Here is a 17,664-nt window from a genome sequence, read left to right on the forward strand (position 1 = left end):
TGATCATATTGTGGATAAAACTAAAATATTATAAAAAACTGTGGATAATTAATTATAAAAAAGGCGTAATGATTAAATAACCTCATTGCGCCTTTTTATGAGTTTGTAAATTATTTTACTAGAGTTATAGCGCCCTTATTATCAGCAGATATTTTTTCAGCTTCAGCTATTTCTATAGTAGCTTTGTTGCTTTCAGGGGTATTAACTGTTACTGGAGTATTATTTAGTATAGAGTTTATGAAGTACTTAATTTCTCTATAGTAACCATCTTCCTTTGGAAGCTCTGGCTCAAATTTTGCTCCATCATGAGGGTAGTCTATAGTCTTTCCACCCTTAAATATTATGCAGCCTTTTTCAAAATTTACTCTGTAAGTCATTTCAAAACCGAACTCTCCGTTAATGGTCCAGTCATCTTGAGTATTGATTACTTTTCCGTCTGGGTAAATATAATTTGTAGAAACTGCATCATAGCCGCTGCCAGGTATCACACTTTTACCTATAGTAGAGACTGCCTCAGGTTTTCCAAAAAGCCAGTTGATCATATCTACATCGTGAATGTGTTGGTCAAAAAGAGCTCCTCCTGCTTTTTCGTCTTTTAATAACCAGTTTTCATAAGACCATTTTGGAGTAGAACCTCCTCTAAAGAAGTATCCACTTACTACATTACCATATCTTTTAGAATCTACGGTTTCCTTTAAGTACTCATAGCCAGGCCAGAATCTTAAACAGTGTCCCATCATTAATAATCTATTGTTTTTGTTAGAAGCATCAATCATGTTTTGACAATGCTCTGAGGTCAAAGCCATAGGCTTTTCACAAAGCACATGTAAGCCTTTATTTAGAGCTTTTACTGCCACCTCTGCATGGATATAAGTAGGAAGTGGAGTATCGATGTAATCTAAATCTTCCTTTTCTAGCATTTCATCTATATCTGTATAAAGATTGTATTTAGAGAAATCGTATTTATTATTTCCTACATCTAGATTACCTTTTATAAATTTTCCTTCAAATTTGTCGGGGTCAATATCACAGATAGCAACTAGCTTAACAGGAAAACCTTCTTGCTCTAACCTGATGTAATTATCAAGATGTCCCCTTCCCATAAAACCAATACCTATTAAACCAACCTTTAAAATTTTGTCCATCTTAAGACTTCCTTTCTTAAATATTATTTATAAATTCATTATTATATCTTCTAGTAATTTTTTAGACTCTAATACGGTTCTTGAGTGATTTTCATCCTCAAATATTTCGTTTTCAATAGTTAAGGCATTATCATAGCCTATGTTCTTTAACTCAGCTAGCAGCGCAGGGAAATTTACACTTCCATGGCCTATGGGCTTCTCTTGTCCTAGGAATCTACCGTTAGTTGGGTATTCGCCATCTTTAGCGTGTACCCCTCGTATATATTTTCCAAATATCTTAACTGAATCCACAGGATTAGCTTTTCCATAAAGAAGTAAGTTTGCTGGGTCAAGATTTATTCCTACATTATCAAGACCGATGTCCTCTATAGCTCTTAATAAGGTTATAGGAGTTTCTTGTCCAGTTTCGAATAAGAAGTACTGATCTTGGCTCTTTAATTTCTGACATATATATTTAAGAGAGCTTATAACTCCAGCATAGTTAGGATCATAAGGATTTTCAGGAATAAAGCCTGCATGAGTTATTACATCCTTAACATTTATTTTTTTTGCAAAGTCTGCACCTTCTAATATTCTTTCGGTTCTTGCAAATCTATAGGTTTCTGGAACTATGCCAAGAGTAAGTTGTCCCTCGTAGAAATTCCAAACAGCAGGCTGCTGCCAACCAGCCCATAGAGCTGTTATTTCTATGCCATATTCCTTAGAAGCTTCTACTACTTTTTCAGCATTTTCATCGGTAAACATGGTATGATCCCAGCAAATCAATTGGCAGGTTTCAAAACCATTATGTTTTAGCTTTTTAAATTCTTCTTTTATATCTACACCTTGTTTAAATATAACGATTACACCAAGTTTCATAAAAGAATACCTCCTTTTTAAAAATAGATTTTACATAGAGAAAGGGTTTAGTTATAAGAAATTTTAATAGAGTTTTCTAAATCTTTAATTTTATTTTATAATGTAAAGTAGAGAATATATTTAGAGCTAAGGTCAAAATATTTGCACTTTTGGACATATTTATTTTTTATATATAAATAGGAGGGTAAAATGTATTATAAAACTCCAATCACAAGAGTTATAGACATTGATAAAATAGTTACTATTCACTATTATGAGCTAGCCAGTAATTATGTGTATAAAGGAGAAAAGCATGATTTTTGGGAGATCCTATATGTAGACAAGGGTGAAGTTGAAATAATGGCTGATATGAATGGATATAAGCTTCAGCAAGGAGATGTAGTATTCCACAAGCCTAACGAGTTTCACAGTGTATGGGCTAATGGATTTATTGCTCCTAATATAGTTATAGTAAGCTTTGAATGCAATTCTGAAGCTATGAAATTTTTTGAAGGTAAAATATTGAAATTAGGCACCTACGGCAGAAATCTTATGGCAGAAATAATAAAGGAAGGTAAAGATGCTTTTCTTAATATGATGGATCCAATGCATGTTAAATTAGAAAAAAATGTGCAAAGTAATTTTGGAGCAGAGCAAATGGTAGAGCTATACCTAGAGATGCTTTTAATAGGCCTTATAAGGGAAAAAGGGGAAATATCTAATAATGAGAGACTTTCCACTGCTACCAAGGATAGAATAGAAGAAGATATTGTTAATGACATAATAGAATATATGAAGGACAATTTAAAGGAAAATTACAGCTTTGAAGATATTTGCTATAAATTTTCAATAGGCAGAACAATGCTAAAGACTATCTTTAAGAAAAAAATAGGCATGGGAGTTATAGCGTATTTTAGAATGCTAAAAATGGAGGAAGCCAAAAGATTTATAAGAGAAGGAAAGTATAATTTTACTGAGATATCAAATATTCTTGGTTATGAGTCAGTACATTACTTTTCTAGAGTATTTAAAAAATATACAAATATGTCTCCTACTGAGTATTCTAGTTCTGTTAAATCTAGAGGTTTAATCTAACAAGTATTATTCTTAATTTATTTCAATTTTTTGATTTTTCTATATATTTAATTTTATATAAATGTTATAATAAATTTAACATAAAAATACAAAAATCTAATAAATATGACTTAAAGTAAATTAATTCAACATCATAAAGGGATAAATATATTGAAAATTTAAGAACACCTTGGTTATATGGAGGGGTATGGAGTTATGATTAATATGCAAGAAAAAAACTATATAGACCCCAATATAATAAGAGAGATATTCTCTAGCATGGATGTAGGTATAGCTATATATAGTACAGAAGATGGAGAAAGCTTTACTGTGGACTTTTTTAATGAAGCAGCAAGGGATATAACTAAGTTAAAAGAAGAAGAGTATATTGGTAGAAATATACTAGACATTTTTTCTTCTTTAGAGCATAGTGATTTTTTAAAGGTGCTAAAATGGGTTTATAATACAGGTAAAAGTTATAGGCTTCCAAACTCTTATTATAAAGATGAAAGAATAGCGCTTTGGAAGGCAAACTACATATTTAGATTATCCTGTCTAAAGGTAGTATCTATATTTTATGATGTTACAGCTAATGTAGAGCTTCATAAACAAATCGATCAATATAGGTATAAAAATCTTTTTGAGAACGCCCAAGAACTAGTTTACACCAGGGATCTGCAAGGCAGAATTCTCTCTATAAATAGAGCCTGCGAAAAAATATTAAAGTATAAGCCTAAAGAATTATTAGGTAAAGATATTAGAGATATAGTAAATGCAGAGGATTATAATCTATTAGATATAAGCCATGAGTTAAAACTAAGTGATAAAAATTTTATATCAAATCTAGAAGCTAGATTTATTGATTCAGAAGGAAAAGAAAAGATACTAGAGTTAAGTAGATGTATATTATATAAAAATCATAGTCCCTATGAAATTCAAGTGATAGCAAGAGATATAACGGAGAGAAAAGAGGAAGAGGAAAAGATAAAATATTTGAGTTATCATGATAAGCTCACAGGTTTATATAACAGAACCTTCTATGAAGAGAAACTAAGATTATTTAATAACAAAAAAGTGTATCCTATTAGCGTTATAATGGGGGACGTAAATAGCTTAAAGCTAGTGAATGATGCTTTTGGGCATAATGAGGGAGATAAGCTTTTGATAGAAGTAGGAAATATATTAAAAAATAGCTGTTTAAGTACCTCGGTAGTGGCAAGGATAGCTGGAGATGAGTTTATTATAATAACTCCTCTTATCACAGAAGAAGAAACAGTTAATATAATAAATACAATAAAGATTTACTGTGAAAAAAGCAGTTTAAATCCTATAAAGCCTAGTATAGCCTTAGGGTATGCCTTGAAGGAAAAGGAAGAGGAAGACATAGATGAGGTGTTAAAGGAAGCAGAAAGCAGAATGTATAGGAATAAACTTACAGAGAGCAAAAGCTTAAGAAGTGCCATCATATCTTCTTTACAAAAGACTTTATATGAAAGTACCTCGGAAACCTCTGAACATTGTGAAAGGATAAAGACTATATGCGTAGAATTCGGTAAGTACATAGGGATCTCCAGCGCAGATATAGACAAGCTTATACTGCTTTCTTTACTACATGATATAGGTAAAATTACCATACCTAAAACAGTACTTCAAAAGAGAGGCCCTTTAACAGAGGAAGAGTGGGATGCGGTAAAAAGACATTGCCAGATAGGTTACAATATTGCAAATTCATCACCAGAGCTTACAGTAATAGCGGAATACATACTATATCACCATGAGAGGTGGGATGGAGGGGGGTATCCTAGAGGGTTAAAGGGAGAAGACATACCTTTTTTATCTAGGATTATTTGTATAGTTGATGCCTATGATGTGATGCTCCATGAAAGTCATTATAAAAGTCTTGTAACGCAGAAGGAGGCTTTAGAAGAACTACATAGATGCGCAGGCAGCCAATTCGATCCTTGCTTAGTAAGTAAATTTATTTCAATGATAACAAACAACTATAACGAAAAGATGTAACCCTTATATGGTTTACATCTTTTTTATGGGCTATAATAGAAGCATGTGCTAATATTTTTACTGGGAGGGATATAAATGATTATTAATTATTTAATGCCTACTAAGATTTTATTAGGTAAAAAGGTTATTGATACTCATAAAGGATTGTTGAAAAACTATGGTGAGAAAGCTTATATTATAACAGGAAAAAAATCCTCTAAGGCTAATGGCTCCTATAGAGATATGGTTAAGGCACTAGAGGAACAAAACATAAATTATATAGTCTTTGATGAAATAGAAGAGAATCCTTCTCTAGAAACCATAGAGAGAGCGGCAGAGCTTGGTAAAAGAGAAAAAGTAGATTTTATAATTGGTATAGGCGGGGGATCTCCCTTAGATGCTTCAAAGGCTATAGGGATCTTTATAAATAATGAAGACATTAATAAAGAGAATGTGTTTACTAGCCCTGGGCTAAAGAGTCTGTCAATAATTGCAGTTCCTACTACTTCAGGTACGGGATCAGAGGTAACCCCTTATTCTATAGTTACTGATCATAAGGCAAAAACAAAGAAAAACTTGGGACAGATTGTATTTCCTGAGATAGCTTTTCTTGACCCAAGCTATACTGAAAATATGCCTTATAGTGTTACGGTAAATACTGCGGTAGATGCTTTTTCTCATTTAGCAGAAGGGTATTTGAATGTCAATGCAAGTTTAATTACAGATATGTATGCCGAAAAGGGAATAGAGCTATTTGGTCAGTGTTTGAAGAGTTTATTAGATAACTCCATAGATTACTCTGTGAGAGAAAAGCTTATGTTAAGCTCTACTTTAGGGGGAATGCTGATAGCACAGACTGGCACATCCCTTCCTCATGGTATGGGCTATGCGCTTACCTATTTTAAAGGAGTTCCTCATGGTATGGCCAATGGTATATTATTTGGAGAGTACCTAAAAGTATTTAAGAATAAAGATAAGGTAAATAACATATTAAGGCTAATGAACCTTCAATCCTTAGATGAATTACAACATATACTTTCATCATTATTAAAGCTTAATATAGAAATAGCAGAGGAAGAGATAATAGATTATACTAAATCCATGGTTGAAAATAAAGCAAAGCTAAAAAATCATCCAGAGAACATAGAATTTGAAGACATATTTAACATATATAAAAATAGTTTACTCTAATATAGGTAAATTCAAGGTTTTGGGTTGCGAATAATAGATTTTGTCGCAACCTTTTATTTTTAATCCTTTGACAACAGCTATAAATGTGATTTATTATAAAATTTATTAAGAACCGTGTGAGATAGGAGCGGCATTATGAAATCATACAATTGCAAAAAAATAAATCATAATATAACTATTGATGGTTTATTAGATAAGGAAGAATGGCAAGGAGTTAAGGCTATTACTTTAATTGAAGTAATGATAGGAAGTAAGGTTAGATTAGAGACTGAGGTTAAAGCAATGTATAGTAATGATTATATATATTTTGCCTTTAGATGTGCTGATGATTATATAAAGGCCACAATGACGAAATCTGTTATTGGGATTTAATATTTACAGAAGGTACTAAGGATCAAGAAAGAGGTAGTTCTTCCGTAGCCATTGCTGGTTGTGGTATAATAGAGACATTAAAATATATGCCACTAACAGATGAATACAGAATGTACTATGAAAATGCAGCTCTTAGTATGTGAAAATCCCTAGCAACTAATTATGTAATCGAAGTAGACAGCAAAGAAAATGCTGTGTTAAAACATGGTGTTTATGCAAAACCTCAAGGAAATGGTATATATGAAAGTTGCATATGGGGAAACTACTATTATTTCGAAGCTTTAGTAAGAGCGCTAAAGGATTGGAATTTATATTGGTAACCAATGTAAGGGTTGTTGACTTATGTCGGCAGCCCTATTATTTATTTAATAATAGGAAAGAAGGTGAATAGATGCCTCCGCTAAGTCTCTTAATAAAACCTGCTTCCAGCAGTTGTAATTTGAAATGTAAGTATTGTTTTTATAACAATATTGCTGAGAATAGAGAAGTTAAATCTCATGGAATCATGAGTATTAGTACCTTAGAGCAGATTGTGAAAAAAGCTTTGGAGTATGCTGATATTCAGTGCTTATTTGCATTTCAGGGCGGTGAACCTACCTTATCAGGATTAGAGTTTTATGAGAAGTTAATAGAGTTTCAAAAGAAATATAATAAAAAAAATATAAATATAGTTAATACAATCCAAACCAATGGCATTGCCATAGATGACAAATGGGGAGAATTCTTGTCCAAAAATAATTTTCTGGTTGGACTTTCCATGGATGGGCATAAGGATGTACATGACAAGAATAGAGTCGATTTGAATGGCGAGGGTACTTTTAGCAAGGTTATGAAAACAGTAGAAGTATTTAACAAGTATAAGATAGAATATAACATACTTTATGTGGTGACCTCAGAAGCTGCTAGACATGGGAAAAAGATATATAGCTTTTTTAAAAAAAATAATTTTAAGTATATTCAATTTATACCTTGCTTAGATCCACTAGAAGAAGAACCAGAGAATTATGAATACTCACTAAAGCCTCAAATCTACGGACAATTTCTAAAAGACACTTTTGATTTATGGTATAAGGACATTTTAAATAATGAAATAGTCAGCATACGATACTTTGATAATTTATTGAGAAGGGTCATGGGCTATAGGACTGAGGCTTGTGGTATGAATGGAGTTTGCAGTTGCCAGTTTGTAATAGAGTCAAATGGAGGAGTATATCCTTGTGACTTTTACGTACTTGATAACTGGTATATGGGAAATATCTTAGAGAGCAATATTGAGGAGCTTAGAAGATCTGAAAAAGCTATGGAGTTTATAAGTAACTCAAACTATATTTGGGAGGACTGTAGGCAATGTCAGTGGATTAATCTATGCAGAGGAGGATGCAGAAGAGAAAGAGAACCCTTTTATCATGGAAAGCCTAGTTTGAATAAATATTGTTCTGCTTATAAGGACTTCTTTATCTATTCAGCTAGAAGGTTTTATTATTTAGCTAAATATATAAATAACGAAAGATAATATAATTTTGTTTTTTGTCCCCATATTTAATAATCTGATATGGAGAAAATACTTATAATAGCATTATTGTCAATGATTTTTAGAAATTGTCGCTATTATTTACGATGAAAATTTATTAAATTGTAAACACGAGATGAAATCAAGCGCTAAAATGTAAAAGTTAAAAAATTTAAGGGAAAAAAAACATGAATAAAAAATTAAGAAGTATTATGACAGGCTAATAAAAAAAGACCATCAGTTATATGGATCGGAGTAAATGATAAAGATATACTTGAAATGTTGTGTAAGAGAAGGTAAGGACAATTTTACAGAAACTACCGAGAAGATTGGCTATAATTCGGTAAATTATTTTTCTAGGGCCTTTAAAAACTGTACTAAATGACTCCTTCTGAATACGTTACATCAGTAAAAGCTATGGCAGAGATGTAATAAAAATTAGCTTGTCTTGTTATTAAGACAAGCTAATTTTTATTAAATTTGATATAATTATAACATACTATATTTCGACAAAAAGTTAACAATAAGTATTTTATTTAAAAGGAGATTTCTATGAAGCTGCAAAAGAAGATAACTCTTTTAATTATAGCTATATTACTATTTACTCTAAGCATAGCGGTATGGTTTTCTGTGAAAAAAATGAAAGAGCTTATAAAAGATCAGATGGGGAAAAATGCTATGGATATAGCTACGTCTGTAGCATCAATGAAAGAAGTACAAGATAATCTATTACTACCTAACGGCAGCACTACCATACAATATTTAATTGAAAAAATAAGATTAAAGACTAGGGTTCAGTTCATCACTGTTATGGATATGAATGCTATAAGATATTCTCATCCTATACCAGATAATGTGGGGAAAAAGTTTAGTGGAGGTGATGAGGACCGGGTATTAACTACGGGGGAATCCTATATTACAGAAGGAATTGGAACCTTAGGTAAGTCCTTAAGAGCCTTTACACCTATCTATAAGGATGGAGAGCAGATTGGGGCAGTGTGCGTTGGTATATTGACTGGATGGATATCTCAAGAATTCAAAAATCTTCTATATGATTTTTTGCCTTATATTCTATTGGCTATGGTTATAGGCGTCACAGGAGCTGCCCTTTTATCTTTAAACATAAAAAAGACAATTTTAGGATTAGAACCTAAAGAAATTGCTTGGATGGTAATGGAAAAGCAAGCTATAATAGAGAGCATGAATGAAGGCTTAATTGCCATTAATAGAGAGGGTAAAATAACCTTGTTAAATAAGGCGGGAAGAGATATTTTAGGGCTTAAAGGAGATTATGTGGGGAAAAACATATTAAGTGAAAAGTATTCTAGTAAATTTGTAGAGGTATTAAATACTAAAAAGCCCATATATAATGTTGAAGAAAAATTAAAAGCACAGATAACCATCATGAGCAACTATTGCCCCTTAATCGATGAAAGGGGAGAACTCATGGGGGTTTTAGCTAGCTTTCAAGATTTAACAAAGGTAAAACAAATGGCAGAGGAGCTTACAGGCATAAAGCAAATGACCTGGGACTTAAGAGCGCAGAATCATGAATTTATGAATAAGCTTCACACTATTTCGGGATTAATACAGCTTGAAAAGTATGATAAAGCTTTGGATTTTATATATGACACCACTAAAGTGAGAAATGATATTTTAGATATTTTAACTCATAGGATAAAGGATGTAACCTTAAGCGCTCTTATATTAGCTAAATACAATAAGGCTTCAGAAGCTAGGATAGATTTCAAAATTCATGAGGGCTGCAGCGTTAGATCACTACCTAGAGATATAAGAGAAGATGAGCTTTGCTGTGTGGTGGGAAATTTAATAGAAAATTCTATAGATGCAGTAATAGGGAAAGCAGGGGGGTTTATAAAAATCAAAGTGCTGCAAAGAATGAATGAGTTTTTAATAGAAGTCACTAATAATGGCGAAGCTATACCTAAGGAACTTGGTGATTCCATTTACGAAAAGGGTATTAGCACAAAAGAAGGAGAAAGAGGCTACGGTTTATATAATGTAAAGCAAATTTTGAATTCTGTTAATGGAACCATAAGTTATATTACGGGAGAAGAAACTATTTGGTCAGTAAAAATACCTATGAATGAGGTGGAAGTATGATAAGAGTTATGATAGTTGAAGATGACCCTATGGTTAGAGACATAAATTCAATGTTTTTAGATAAGCTTGAGGGGTTTAAACTGCTGGCCTCCACAGGAGATATTGGGGAAGCAAAAGAAATAATCATTAAAGATATGCCTCAGCTTATTCTTTTAGATATATTTTTGCCAAAAGGAAATGGTATTGAGCTCTTAAAGTGGCTTAGGAGAGAGGAAATAAAATGTGATGTTATATTAATAACGGCGGACAGAAGCATAGAAGCGGTGGAGGAGGCTTTTAGGTATGGGGCTATAGACTATTTAGTCAAACCTTTTACCTTTCAAAGGTTTAAAGAGGCTTTAAATCAATACAAATGCAGATTAGAAGGCATGAATACCATGAAGAGCGTTCAGCAGAAAGAGATAGACAGATTCATATTAAACTCTAATGAAAGTTTAAAAGAAGAAGAGGAGATGGAGCTTTCCAAGGGGCTAAACCAGCATACCTATGTTCAAGTATGGGAGCATATAGGCAGCGTTGAGGGGAATTTTACAGCAGATCAAATAGCAGAAGATATAGGATTAGCTAGAGTTACAGTGAGAAGATATTTAGAGTTTATGTTAAAGGAGGATAAATTAACTATTGAGTTTGAATATGGTAGGGTGGGAAGACCCTGTCATATGTATAAAAAGAAAAAATAAGACCAAAAAGACCAAAAAGAATAATAAGACCTAATTATTGATTGTTTGTTATTTAACAAATATACTCAAATTGTTATTATTGATAAACAATTTGAGGGGGAAACAGTAAATGAAGAAAATATTAGCTTTAGTTATGTCTGTGGCTTTAGTTCTTCCAATTATGGCAGGATGCTCGACAGCAAAGAGTGAAAAGGCGGACGTAGTTGTAATAGGAGCCGGTGGAGCAGGACTTGCTGCTGCGGTAGAGGCTTATGATAACGGTGCCAAGGTAGTAGTATTAGAAAAGATGCCAATGGTGGGTGGAAATACCAATAGAGCTACTGGTGGATTAAATGCAGCTGGTACACCACAACAAGAAAAAGCAGGTGTACAGGATAGTCAACAATTATTCTTTGATGATACTATGAAGGGTGGATACAATAAGAATAATCCAGAATTAGTTAAAGTATTAACTACTGAAGCTAAAAACTCAGTAGAATGGTTAACTAAATTAGGCGCTGATTTATCAGATGTAGGTAGATTAGCAGGAGCTAGTGTTAATAGAGCTCACAGACCATCAGGTGGTGGAGCAGTAGGAGCTACTATAGTACAAACTCTAAAAAAAGCAGCTGAAGATAGAAAGATAGATGTAAGACTTTGGAATGAAGCTAAAGAGATACTTAAAGATAAAGATGGAAATGTTACAGGTGTTAAAGTAGTAAATAAAGACAAAAAAGAATATACAATAAATGCTAAATCCGTAGTAATAGCAGCAGGTGGATTCTCAGCTAACCAAGAGATGGTAGTTAAGTATAAACCAGAACTAAAAGGTTTTGCTACAACTAACCATGCAGGAGCTACAGGAGATGGTATAGTGCTTGGAACTAAAGCAGGTTCAAAGCTTGTAGATATGGCAGAGATTCAAACTCACCCAACAGTAGTACCTGGAAAAGGTGTAATGGTTACAGAAGCAGTTAGAGGTAATGGTGCAATACTTATAAATAAAGATGGTAAGCGTTTTGTAAATGAATTATTAACTAGAGACGTAGTTTCAAAAGCTATATTAGAGCAAAAGGATAAAGTGGCATACTTATTCTTTGATGAAGGTATGAGAAAGAGCTTAAAGGCTGTAGAAGAATATTTCGATATGAAGCTAGTAACAGAAGCTGATTCAATAGAAGCATTAGCAGATCAGTTAAAGATAGATAAGAATGCATTAAAAGAAACAGTTGGTAAGTATAATGCAGCAGTTACAGCTAAAAATGATACAGAGTTTAAACGTCCTGATATGCCAATAACTTTAGATAAACCTAAATTCTATGCTATAGAAGTAACTCCAGCAGTACACCATACTATGGGTGGATTAGTTATAAATAATGATGCTCAAGTTGTAGGAGAAAATGGACAACCTATAAAAGGATTATATGCAGCAGGAGAAATTACTGGAGGAGTTCACGGAGGAAACAGACTTGGGGGAAATGCCTTAGCTGATATTGTTACCTTTGGAAGAATAGCAGGAAAAGGTGCAGCTAAATTCTCTAAATAGTAGGAGGAAATTATGAAAAAGATATTAAGTTTAGTTTTAACATTAATTATGGTTATGGCTATATTTGCAGGCTGTGGAAATAGTGGTAAGTATAAAGATGGTTCCTATGAAGGTGTAGGAAGAGGGGCCAGCAGCGATATAAAGGTTGCTGTAGAGGTTAAAAAAGGAAAGATAGATTCTATAAAGATTTTAGAGCATAAAGAAACTAAAAATCTTATAGATCCAGTTATAGAAAATGTAATCCCTGATATAATAAAGAAACAAACAACTGAAGGCGTTGAAGCTATAAGTGGTGCTTCAAACTCCAGTAAGGGCGTAATAGAAGCCGTTGAAGATGCTTTAAAGAAAGCTAAAAAATAATATATAGCCCCCTATATAGAAATCAGAGCTTTCCCTATAAATTACGGAGCAAAGTCTAATACATATTAGAAGGTGCTCCGTAAATTTTTTATCTTCATAAAAAAAACATATCTATAGGTTATAGTGAATTATATTGAATTTTTTTATAGTAGTTTGACAATGAATAGGCGTATGCTTTATTATAAAGCTTATAGATTTAATAAATTTTTGAGGTGATGCACTTGAATCCGATTGCTTTTAACATATTAGGAATTCCAGTTACATGGTACGGCATAATTATTACTTTAGGAGTTATAATTGCCTTAATAATATCTAGCTACAATAGTAAATTAAAAAATGTAGATTTCGATAAGATATTAGACGTGTTTTTAATCGCCTTTCCTTTGGCTATAGTGGGGGCAAGGCTTTATTATGTGGCTTTTGAATTTGAAAATTATAGAGGAGATTTAATGTCTATTATTAATATAAGAGAAGGCGGCTTAGCCATACATGGAGGGCTTATATTTGGAATAGGTACTGCATGGATATATACTAAAGTAAAAAAATTAGACCTAGTGGCTATGCTAGATGTGGTGGCACCAGCTATTATATTAGCTCAAGCCATTGGAAGATGGGGAAACTTTTTCAATAGTGAAGCCCATGGTGGAGAAGTAAGTGTTGAGTTTATAAGTAAATTTCCAGCCTTCATACAAAAGGGAATGTTTATAGATGGGGCTTATTACCATCCTACCTTTTTATATGAATCTCTGTGGAATTTGTTGGTTTTTGCTATATTAATGTTTGTACTTATAAAGAGAAGAGAAAATGAAAAAGGCTTAGTTATTTCCTTATACGCAGTGCTCTATTCTGTGGGTAGATTCTTTATAGAAGGATTGAGAACGGATAGCTTGTTAATAGGAGGCTTAAGAATAGCTCAGATTGTCAGCCTTATAGGAATTGTAGTAGGTCTCATCATAATAATTTATTTAAAGTTAAGAAAAAAGAAGAATATATTTAGTTAGGATAAAATCAACCTTTAGATTTAATCTTTAGGTTGATTTTTTATTACATTATTTATCAACGACTTGAGAGAGAAGAATGATCAGCGGTTATAGTCTAAAATATACTTTTTTAAAAAATCAGGTATAGAACTGTATTAATATGGTATAATTAACAGTAGCGATATACTTAAATCAGTTGACTATAGCATAAAATAAAATATTTTAAGGTGATGTGATGATTTTATGAGAATATTCAGCGTTATAAATATAGATATAGTAGGCTCAAGAAGGTTAAAGAATAGAGAGCTAATACAAGAAAATCTAAATAATCATATGCAAAAGCTAAACAGAGAATTTGGAGACATATTAGCATCTCCTATAACTTTTGTTTTAGGAGATGAATGGCAGATTATCTTAAGAAAGCCTAGCAAGAGCTATCACATCATAGCTGCATTTCAGAAATTTTTAAGAAAAGAGAACATAGATATATATGCCGGTATTGGTATAGGAACTATTAGCACGGACCTTTATGAAGATACAAGGTTAATGGATGGAGAGTGCTTTGTTAAAGCGAGAGAGGCTTTAAACATAGTAAAAAATAAAAATAGATTTTATAATAAAGAGCTAAATAGCAAGAAGAACAATATATATTTTAATGCTAAAGAGCTTCCTTTTATTGAACAATATGCACTAGGCTCTTCAACCTATAAGGAGGTAGCATTAACTAGTGATGATGATAAATCAAATGGTGTATCCATAAATAAGATTATAAATACATTGATTGAAAATAATGAGATATTAAAAAATAAAATAACAGATAAGCAATTAAAAATAATTGAGCTTTATGAGGAGTTAGGCTCATATAATAACATAGTAAAGAAGAGTCAAGATATTTCTAAAGCTGATATAAGTCAAAAATTAAATAGTTCTAATTACTTTGTAATTGATAACAATAATTATCTTATAGAATCATTGCTGGAATTATATTGTGCCATTAGAAAGGGTAATTAAAATGGATTTTAGGATTTTTTTATTACTTTTTTTTAGCCATTTACTTTGTGACTTTATATTTCAGAAAAAAAGCATATTGAATATGAGATTTAGTAAAGATTTAAAAAAGGGACTAGTAGGAAATGCACTACATAGTTGTATGCATTTCTTTCTAATGCTATTTCTTTTGTCCCTATATTATTTTCTGGACAAGCCAATAAAGCTTAATATTCTGATCTGTTTTAAAATTTCATTTTATACAGCTTTTATGCATTTTATAATAGACGAAGTAAAGAGTTTAGCATTTAAATTCAAGGCTTCCTTAGAAAATGATATAGCTTTATTTATTATAGACCAAGTGCTCCATGTTATAGTGATAGTTATTGTAGTATCATCTTTAAATATAAATGCTTTTTTGAAAGAAGTTGCTATTATTATAAATACCTATCCCAGTGACATCAATATAATTGATAGATGGCTTGTGCTAAGTATTATTTTTTTACTATGCACTTGGGTAAGTGGGGTTTTTATACGTAAGTATATTAGTAATGTAAATTTAAAAGCATACTCTAAGCTTATTGATAATGGTTTTATTGTAAGCAATAAAGTAAGAGATACAGACGCAGGAGCTAGGGATGGTGGGTTTATAATTGGAATACTAGAAAGAACCTTTATATTATTAGTTATGGCTATAGGGCAACCTCAAATGATAGGCTTTGTACTTACGGCAAAATCTATTGCTAGGTTTAAAAAGCTAGATGATAGCAGCTTTGCTGAATACTTTATTATTGGTACTTTTATAAGCTTTATAACTGCTATAGCTGGGGGAATAATAATAAAGAGTCTAAATATTATTCCAATCATCAAATAAAATTACCAAGGGCAAATTATTTCTTTTAGCAAATTTTAGGGCTTCTCTAGCTCTATGAAAAGAGGGCCCGTCCAATTGATTTACTGTAAGCTCAAAATTATGAATATATATGGAGCCGATGCCTACTCCAGTATAAAATTGTACATCAGGAATAAACTCATTAAAAAATCTTATTATTTTTTTATAGTCGCAAGGGTATTTTAAAAGGCCCTGCCATTCATCACCGGAAGTTATTAAAAAGGGAGATACAATAATATCTTTAAATTTTGTGTTAACCGCTTTTAACATATCAATTATTTTGTACTGTATTTCCTCTCTATTTTTAAGTTTTTTAGATGATTTAATATCACAAATTAAAGTACAATAAAGCATGACTCCTCCTTCTATTCTTAAAGTATAGATTTAAACATTAACTTTATAACAGTTAATATTTAAATCTATACTTTATTAAAAAATTAATCTTATTGTATAATATGAATACCGGTATAAATGGTGAATAATACATATAAAGAGGAGCATCTATGTAAAAGATGCTCCTCTTTATATGTATTAATATATCTTGCTCTAATATTATTTTTTCTTTGCGGTGGCAAGAATGGCGCCTAAGGCTATGGAGAGGAAGGACGCTACCAGTACCCTATACTCTGGAGGGAGTATAAAGGTAACTGTATGAGCTGGAATCCAAAATAAAGGTATAGTTTTTAAAACTACAAAACCAATAAACCCATTCCAGTCTATGGATTTTAAAACCTCAGAGACTTTTAAGCTAAAAATCTTATTTAACCTTCCATTACCCATTTCTATAAAAGTGTCCGTCACTCTATGAAAAGCCATAAAGGTTGGAGCAAAGGTCAAGTTCATAATAGCACTGATAAAAAATGCATTAATAACCTTTGATAGAGTTTCACCACCAACCTTAGGTAAGAGTCCCTTTGAAGTTACAAAAGAAACTCCACCAGCATAGATATCAAACATTATGACAAATACCATACCTATGAAACCCCATATTATAAACTTATAAAGAACTCCTGTAGGTTTTTTAAAGTCTCCGGTAGTTATTCTTATAGCTAAGAGCTCCCCCATGGTAGCAAGGATTGATACCTTGACAAATCCCATTATATAAGGATAGTTTTTAGTAGCTTCGATAAAAAGTTTATGAGTATCTGGATAGACAAGTATGAAAATAATTAAAATTAGACCAAGTGCCCATAATAAATCTTTCTTTTTCATAAATACACCCCCAATACAAATTATATCATGTAAACCTATACAGCAATAATAGCCCTACAAAAAATATGAAGATAGCTTCCGAAAGCAGAAATATGTTTATATTTTAATATCATTATTTAGAAATAATTTTCAATTTAATAATGTGAAATATATTATGTAAAAATGTTCATAAACAAGAAACAATTAATTGAGAAAAAACTATTGAAATATAAGTTGATTGATAGTATAATAACCATTGTGACAATTGAATAACAACAATAATATATGGAGAGATGTCTGAGTGGTTGAAGGAGCACGCCTGGAAAGCGTGTGTAGGGGAAACTCTACCGGGGGTTCGAATCCCCCTCTCTCCGCCATTTTATTTTTCCGTGCTAGATGGGGAGTCAGCGGTGCCCTGTAACCTGCAATCCGCTATAGCAGGATTGAATTCCTCACTTAGGCTTTAATCTGTAAGGTCTGACCTATAAAAGTGGTGTTGAGAGCTGGGTCCCACGCAACGGAAGCCCATAAACCCCGTCAGGTCCGGAAGGAAGCAGCGGTAAGTGGTCACTTCCGTGTGCCGTGGATTAACCTAGCTTGAGCTAACTGTATAGGTAACGCTTGTATGTTAAAGTCGACGTGAGGTGCACGGTTTACATAATAGTTTTAGAGTATGGGAGAGTTTTGATACTCTCTTTTTTATTTTTTGCTTGACATTAAAAAGCATAGGTGGTAGACTAGGTTTAATATTTTTTAGGAGGATTAGAAAATGAGAAACTTATTAAATGAAAAAGTACA

Annotated in this window: 16 protein-coding genes, 1 tRNA gene and 1 other RNA gene; 14 read left to right on the plus strand and 4 right to left on the minus strand. The window is 32.2% G+C overall.

Going from position 1 to position 17,664, the window contains the following annotated elements:
* Positions 1-110: 110 nt before the first annotated feature.
* Both BN2665_RS02235 and BN2665_RS02240 read right to left on the minus strand, forming a co-directional pair.
* Positions 111-1,145 carry a Gfo/Idh/MocA family protein gene (locus BN2665_RS02235; RefSeq protein WP_207643668.1) on the minus strand — a complete coding sequence of 345 codons (1,035 nt, stop codon included), beginning with the start codon at positions 1,143-1,145 and terminating at the stop codon, positions 111-113.
* A gap of 27 nt (positions 1,146-1,172) precedes the next feature.
* Positions 1,173-2,003 (minus strand): sugar phosphate isomerase/epimerase family protein, encoded by an 831-nt coding sequence (locus tag BN2665_RS02240; protein ID WP_055665485.1) that lies wholly within the window; start codon positions 2,001-2,003, stop codon positions 1,173-1,175.
* Positions 2,004-2,192: 189 nt separating this feature from the next.
* On the opposite strand from BN2665_RS02240, the gene BN2665_RS02245 reads away from it, so the two are divergent.
* The 12 genes from BN2665_RS02245 to BN2665_RS02300 all read left to right on the plus strand — a co-directional run bounded on the left by BN2665_RS02245 (position 2,193) and on the right by BN2665_RS02300 (position 15,657).
* On the plus strand, positions 2,193-3,077 hold the full coding sequence (locus BN2665_RS02245) for an AraC family transcriptional regulator (protein WP_055665486.1): 885 nt from the start codon (positions 2,193-2,195) through the stop codon (positions 3,075-3,077).
* A 195-nt stretch (positions 3,078-3,272) separates the two neighbouring features.
* Entirely contained in the window at positions 3,273-5,075 is a 1,803-nt protein-coding gene (locus BN2665_RS02250) for an HD domain-containing phosphohydrolase (RefSeq protein WP_055665487.1), read from the plus strand.
* 75 nt (positions 5,076-5,150) lie between these two features.
* Entirely contained in the window at positions 5,151-6,245 is a 1,095-nt protein-coding gene (locus tag BN2665_RS02255; RefSeq protein WP_055665488.1) for an iron-containing alcohol dehydrogenase family protein, read from the plus strand.
* 135 nt (positions 6,246-6,380) lie between these two features.
* A complete protein-coding gene (locus BN2665_RS02260) occupies positions 6,381-6,617 on the plus strand; it encodes a DOMON domain-containing protein (RefSeq protein ID WP_055665489.1) in 237 nt (78 codons plus the stop codon).
* 391 nt (positions 6,618-7,008) lie between these two features.
* Positions 7,009-8,130, plus strand: coding sequence for an anaerobic sulfatase maturase (locus BN2665_RS02265; RefSeq protein WP_055665490.1), 1,122 nt, complete (start codon positions 7,009-7,011; stop codon positions 8,128-8,130).
* Between the two features lie 549 nt (positions 8,131-8,679).
* Positions 8,680-10,251, plus strand: coding sequence for an ATP-binding protein (locus BN2665_RS02270; protein WP_055665491.1), 1,572 nt, complete (start codon positions 8,680-8,682; stop codon positions 10,249-10,251).
* Positions 10,248-10,931: a response regulator gene (locus BN2665_RS02275; RefSeq protein WP_055665492.1), complete on the plus strand. Its 684-nt coding sequence runs from the start codon at positions 10,248-10,250 to the stop codon at positions 10,929-10,931. Before BN2665_RS02270 ends, BN2665_RS02275 begins: the two co-directional genes overlap by 4 nt.
* A gap of 109 nt (positions 10,932-11,040) precedes the next feature.
* A complete protein-coding gene (locus BN2665_RS02280; protein WP_055665493.1) occupies positions 11,041-12,456 on the plus strand; it encodes a flavocytochrome c in 1,416 nt (471 codons plus the stop codon).
* Positions 12,457-12,468: 12 nt separating this feature from the next.
* A complete protein-coding gene (locus tag BN2665_RS27505; protein ID WP_055665494.1) occupies positions 12,469-12,816 on the plus strand; it encodes an FMN-binding protein in 348 nt (115 codons plus the stop codon).
* 221 nt (positions 12,817-13,037) lie between these two features.
* Complete coding sequence (lgt, locus tag BN2665_RS02290; protein ID WP_055665495.1) at positions 13,038-13,817, plus strand: prolipoprotein diacylglyceryl transferase; 780 nt, start codon at positions 13,038-13,040, stop codon at positions 13,815-13,817.
* Between the two features lie 222 nt (positions 13,818-14,039).
* The gene (locus BN2665_RS02295) at positions 14,040-14,807 is read left to right on the plus strand and encodes a SatD family protein (protein WP_055665496.1); all 768 of its coding nucleotides are present in this window, start codon (positions 14,040-14,042) and stop codon (positions 14,805-14,807) included.
* 1 nt (position 14,808) lies between these two features.
* The gene (locus BN2665_RS02300) at positions 14,809-15,657 is read left to right on the plus strand and encodes a DUF3307 domain-containing protein (protein WP_055665497.1); all 849 of its coding nucleotides are present in this window, start codon (positions 14,809-14,811) and stop codon (positions 15,655-15,657) included.
* Here BN2665_RS02300 and BN2665_RS02305 read toward each other — a convergent pair.
* Both BN2665_RS02305 and BN2665_RS02310 read right to left on the minus strand, forming a co-directional pair.
* Positions 15,631-16,029 carry a SatD family protein gene (locus BN2665_RS02305; protein ID WP_055665498.1) on the minus strand — a complete coding sequence of 133 codons (399 nt, stop codon included), beginning with the start codon at positions 16,027-16,029 and terminating at the stop codon, positions 15,631-15,633. The genes BN2665_RS02300 and BN2665_RS02305 overlap by 27 nt on opposite strands.
* A 198-nt stretch (positions 16,030-16,227) precedes the next feature.
* The gene (locus BN2665_RS02310) at positions 16,228-16,887 is read right to left on the minus strand and encodes an Mpv17/PMP22 family protein (protein ID WP_055665499.1); all 660 of its coding nucleotides are present in this window, start codon (positions 16,885-16,887) and stop codon (positions 16,228-16,230) included.
* A 266-nt stretch (positions 16,888-17,153) separates the two neighbouring features.
* Here BN2665_RS02310 and BN2665_RS02315 point away from each other — a divergent pair.
* Positions 17,154-17,243: transfer RNA gene (locus BN2665_RS02315), tRNA-Ser, on the plus strand.
* 10 nt (positions 17,244-17,253) lie between these two features.
* An RNA gene (gene ffs, locus BN2665_RS26130) (signal recognition particle sRNA large type) lies at positions 17,254-17,518 on the plus strand.
* The last annotated feature ends 146 nt before the right edge of the window (positions 17,519-17,664 follow it).

It is taken from the genome of Desnuesiella massiliensis, from assembly GCF_001403615.1.
In the GTDB taxonomy this organism is placed as follows: Bacteria; Bacillota; Clostridia; order Clostridiales; family Clostridiaceae; genus Desnuesiella; species Desnuesiella massiliensis.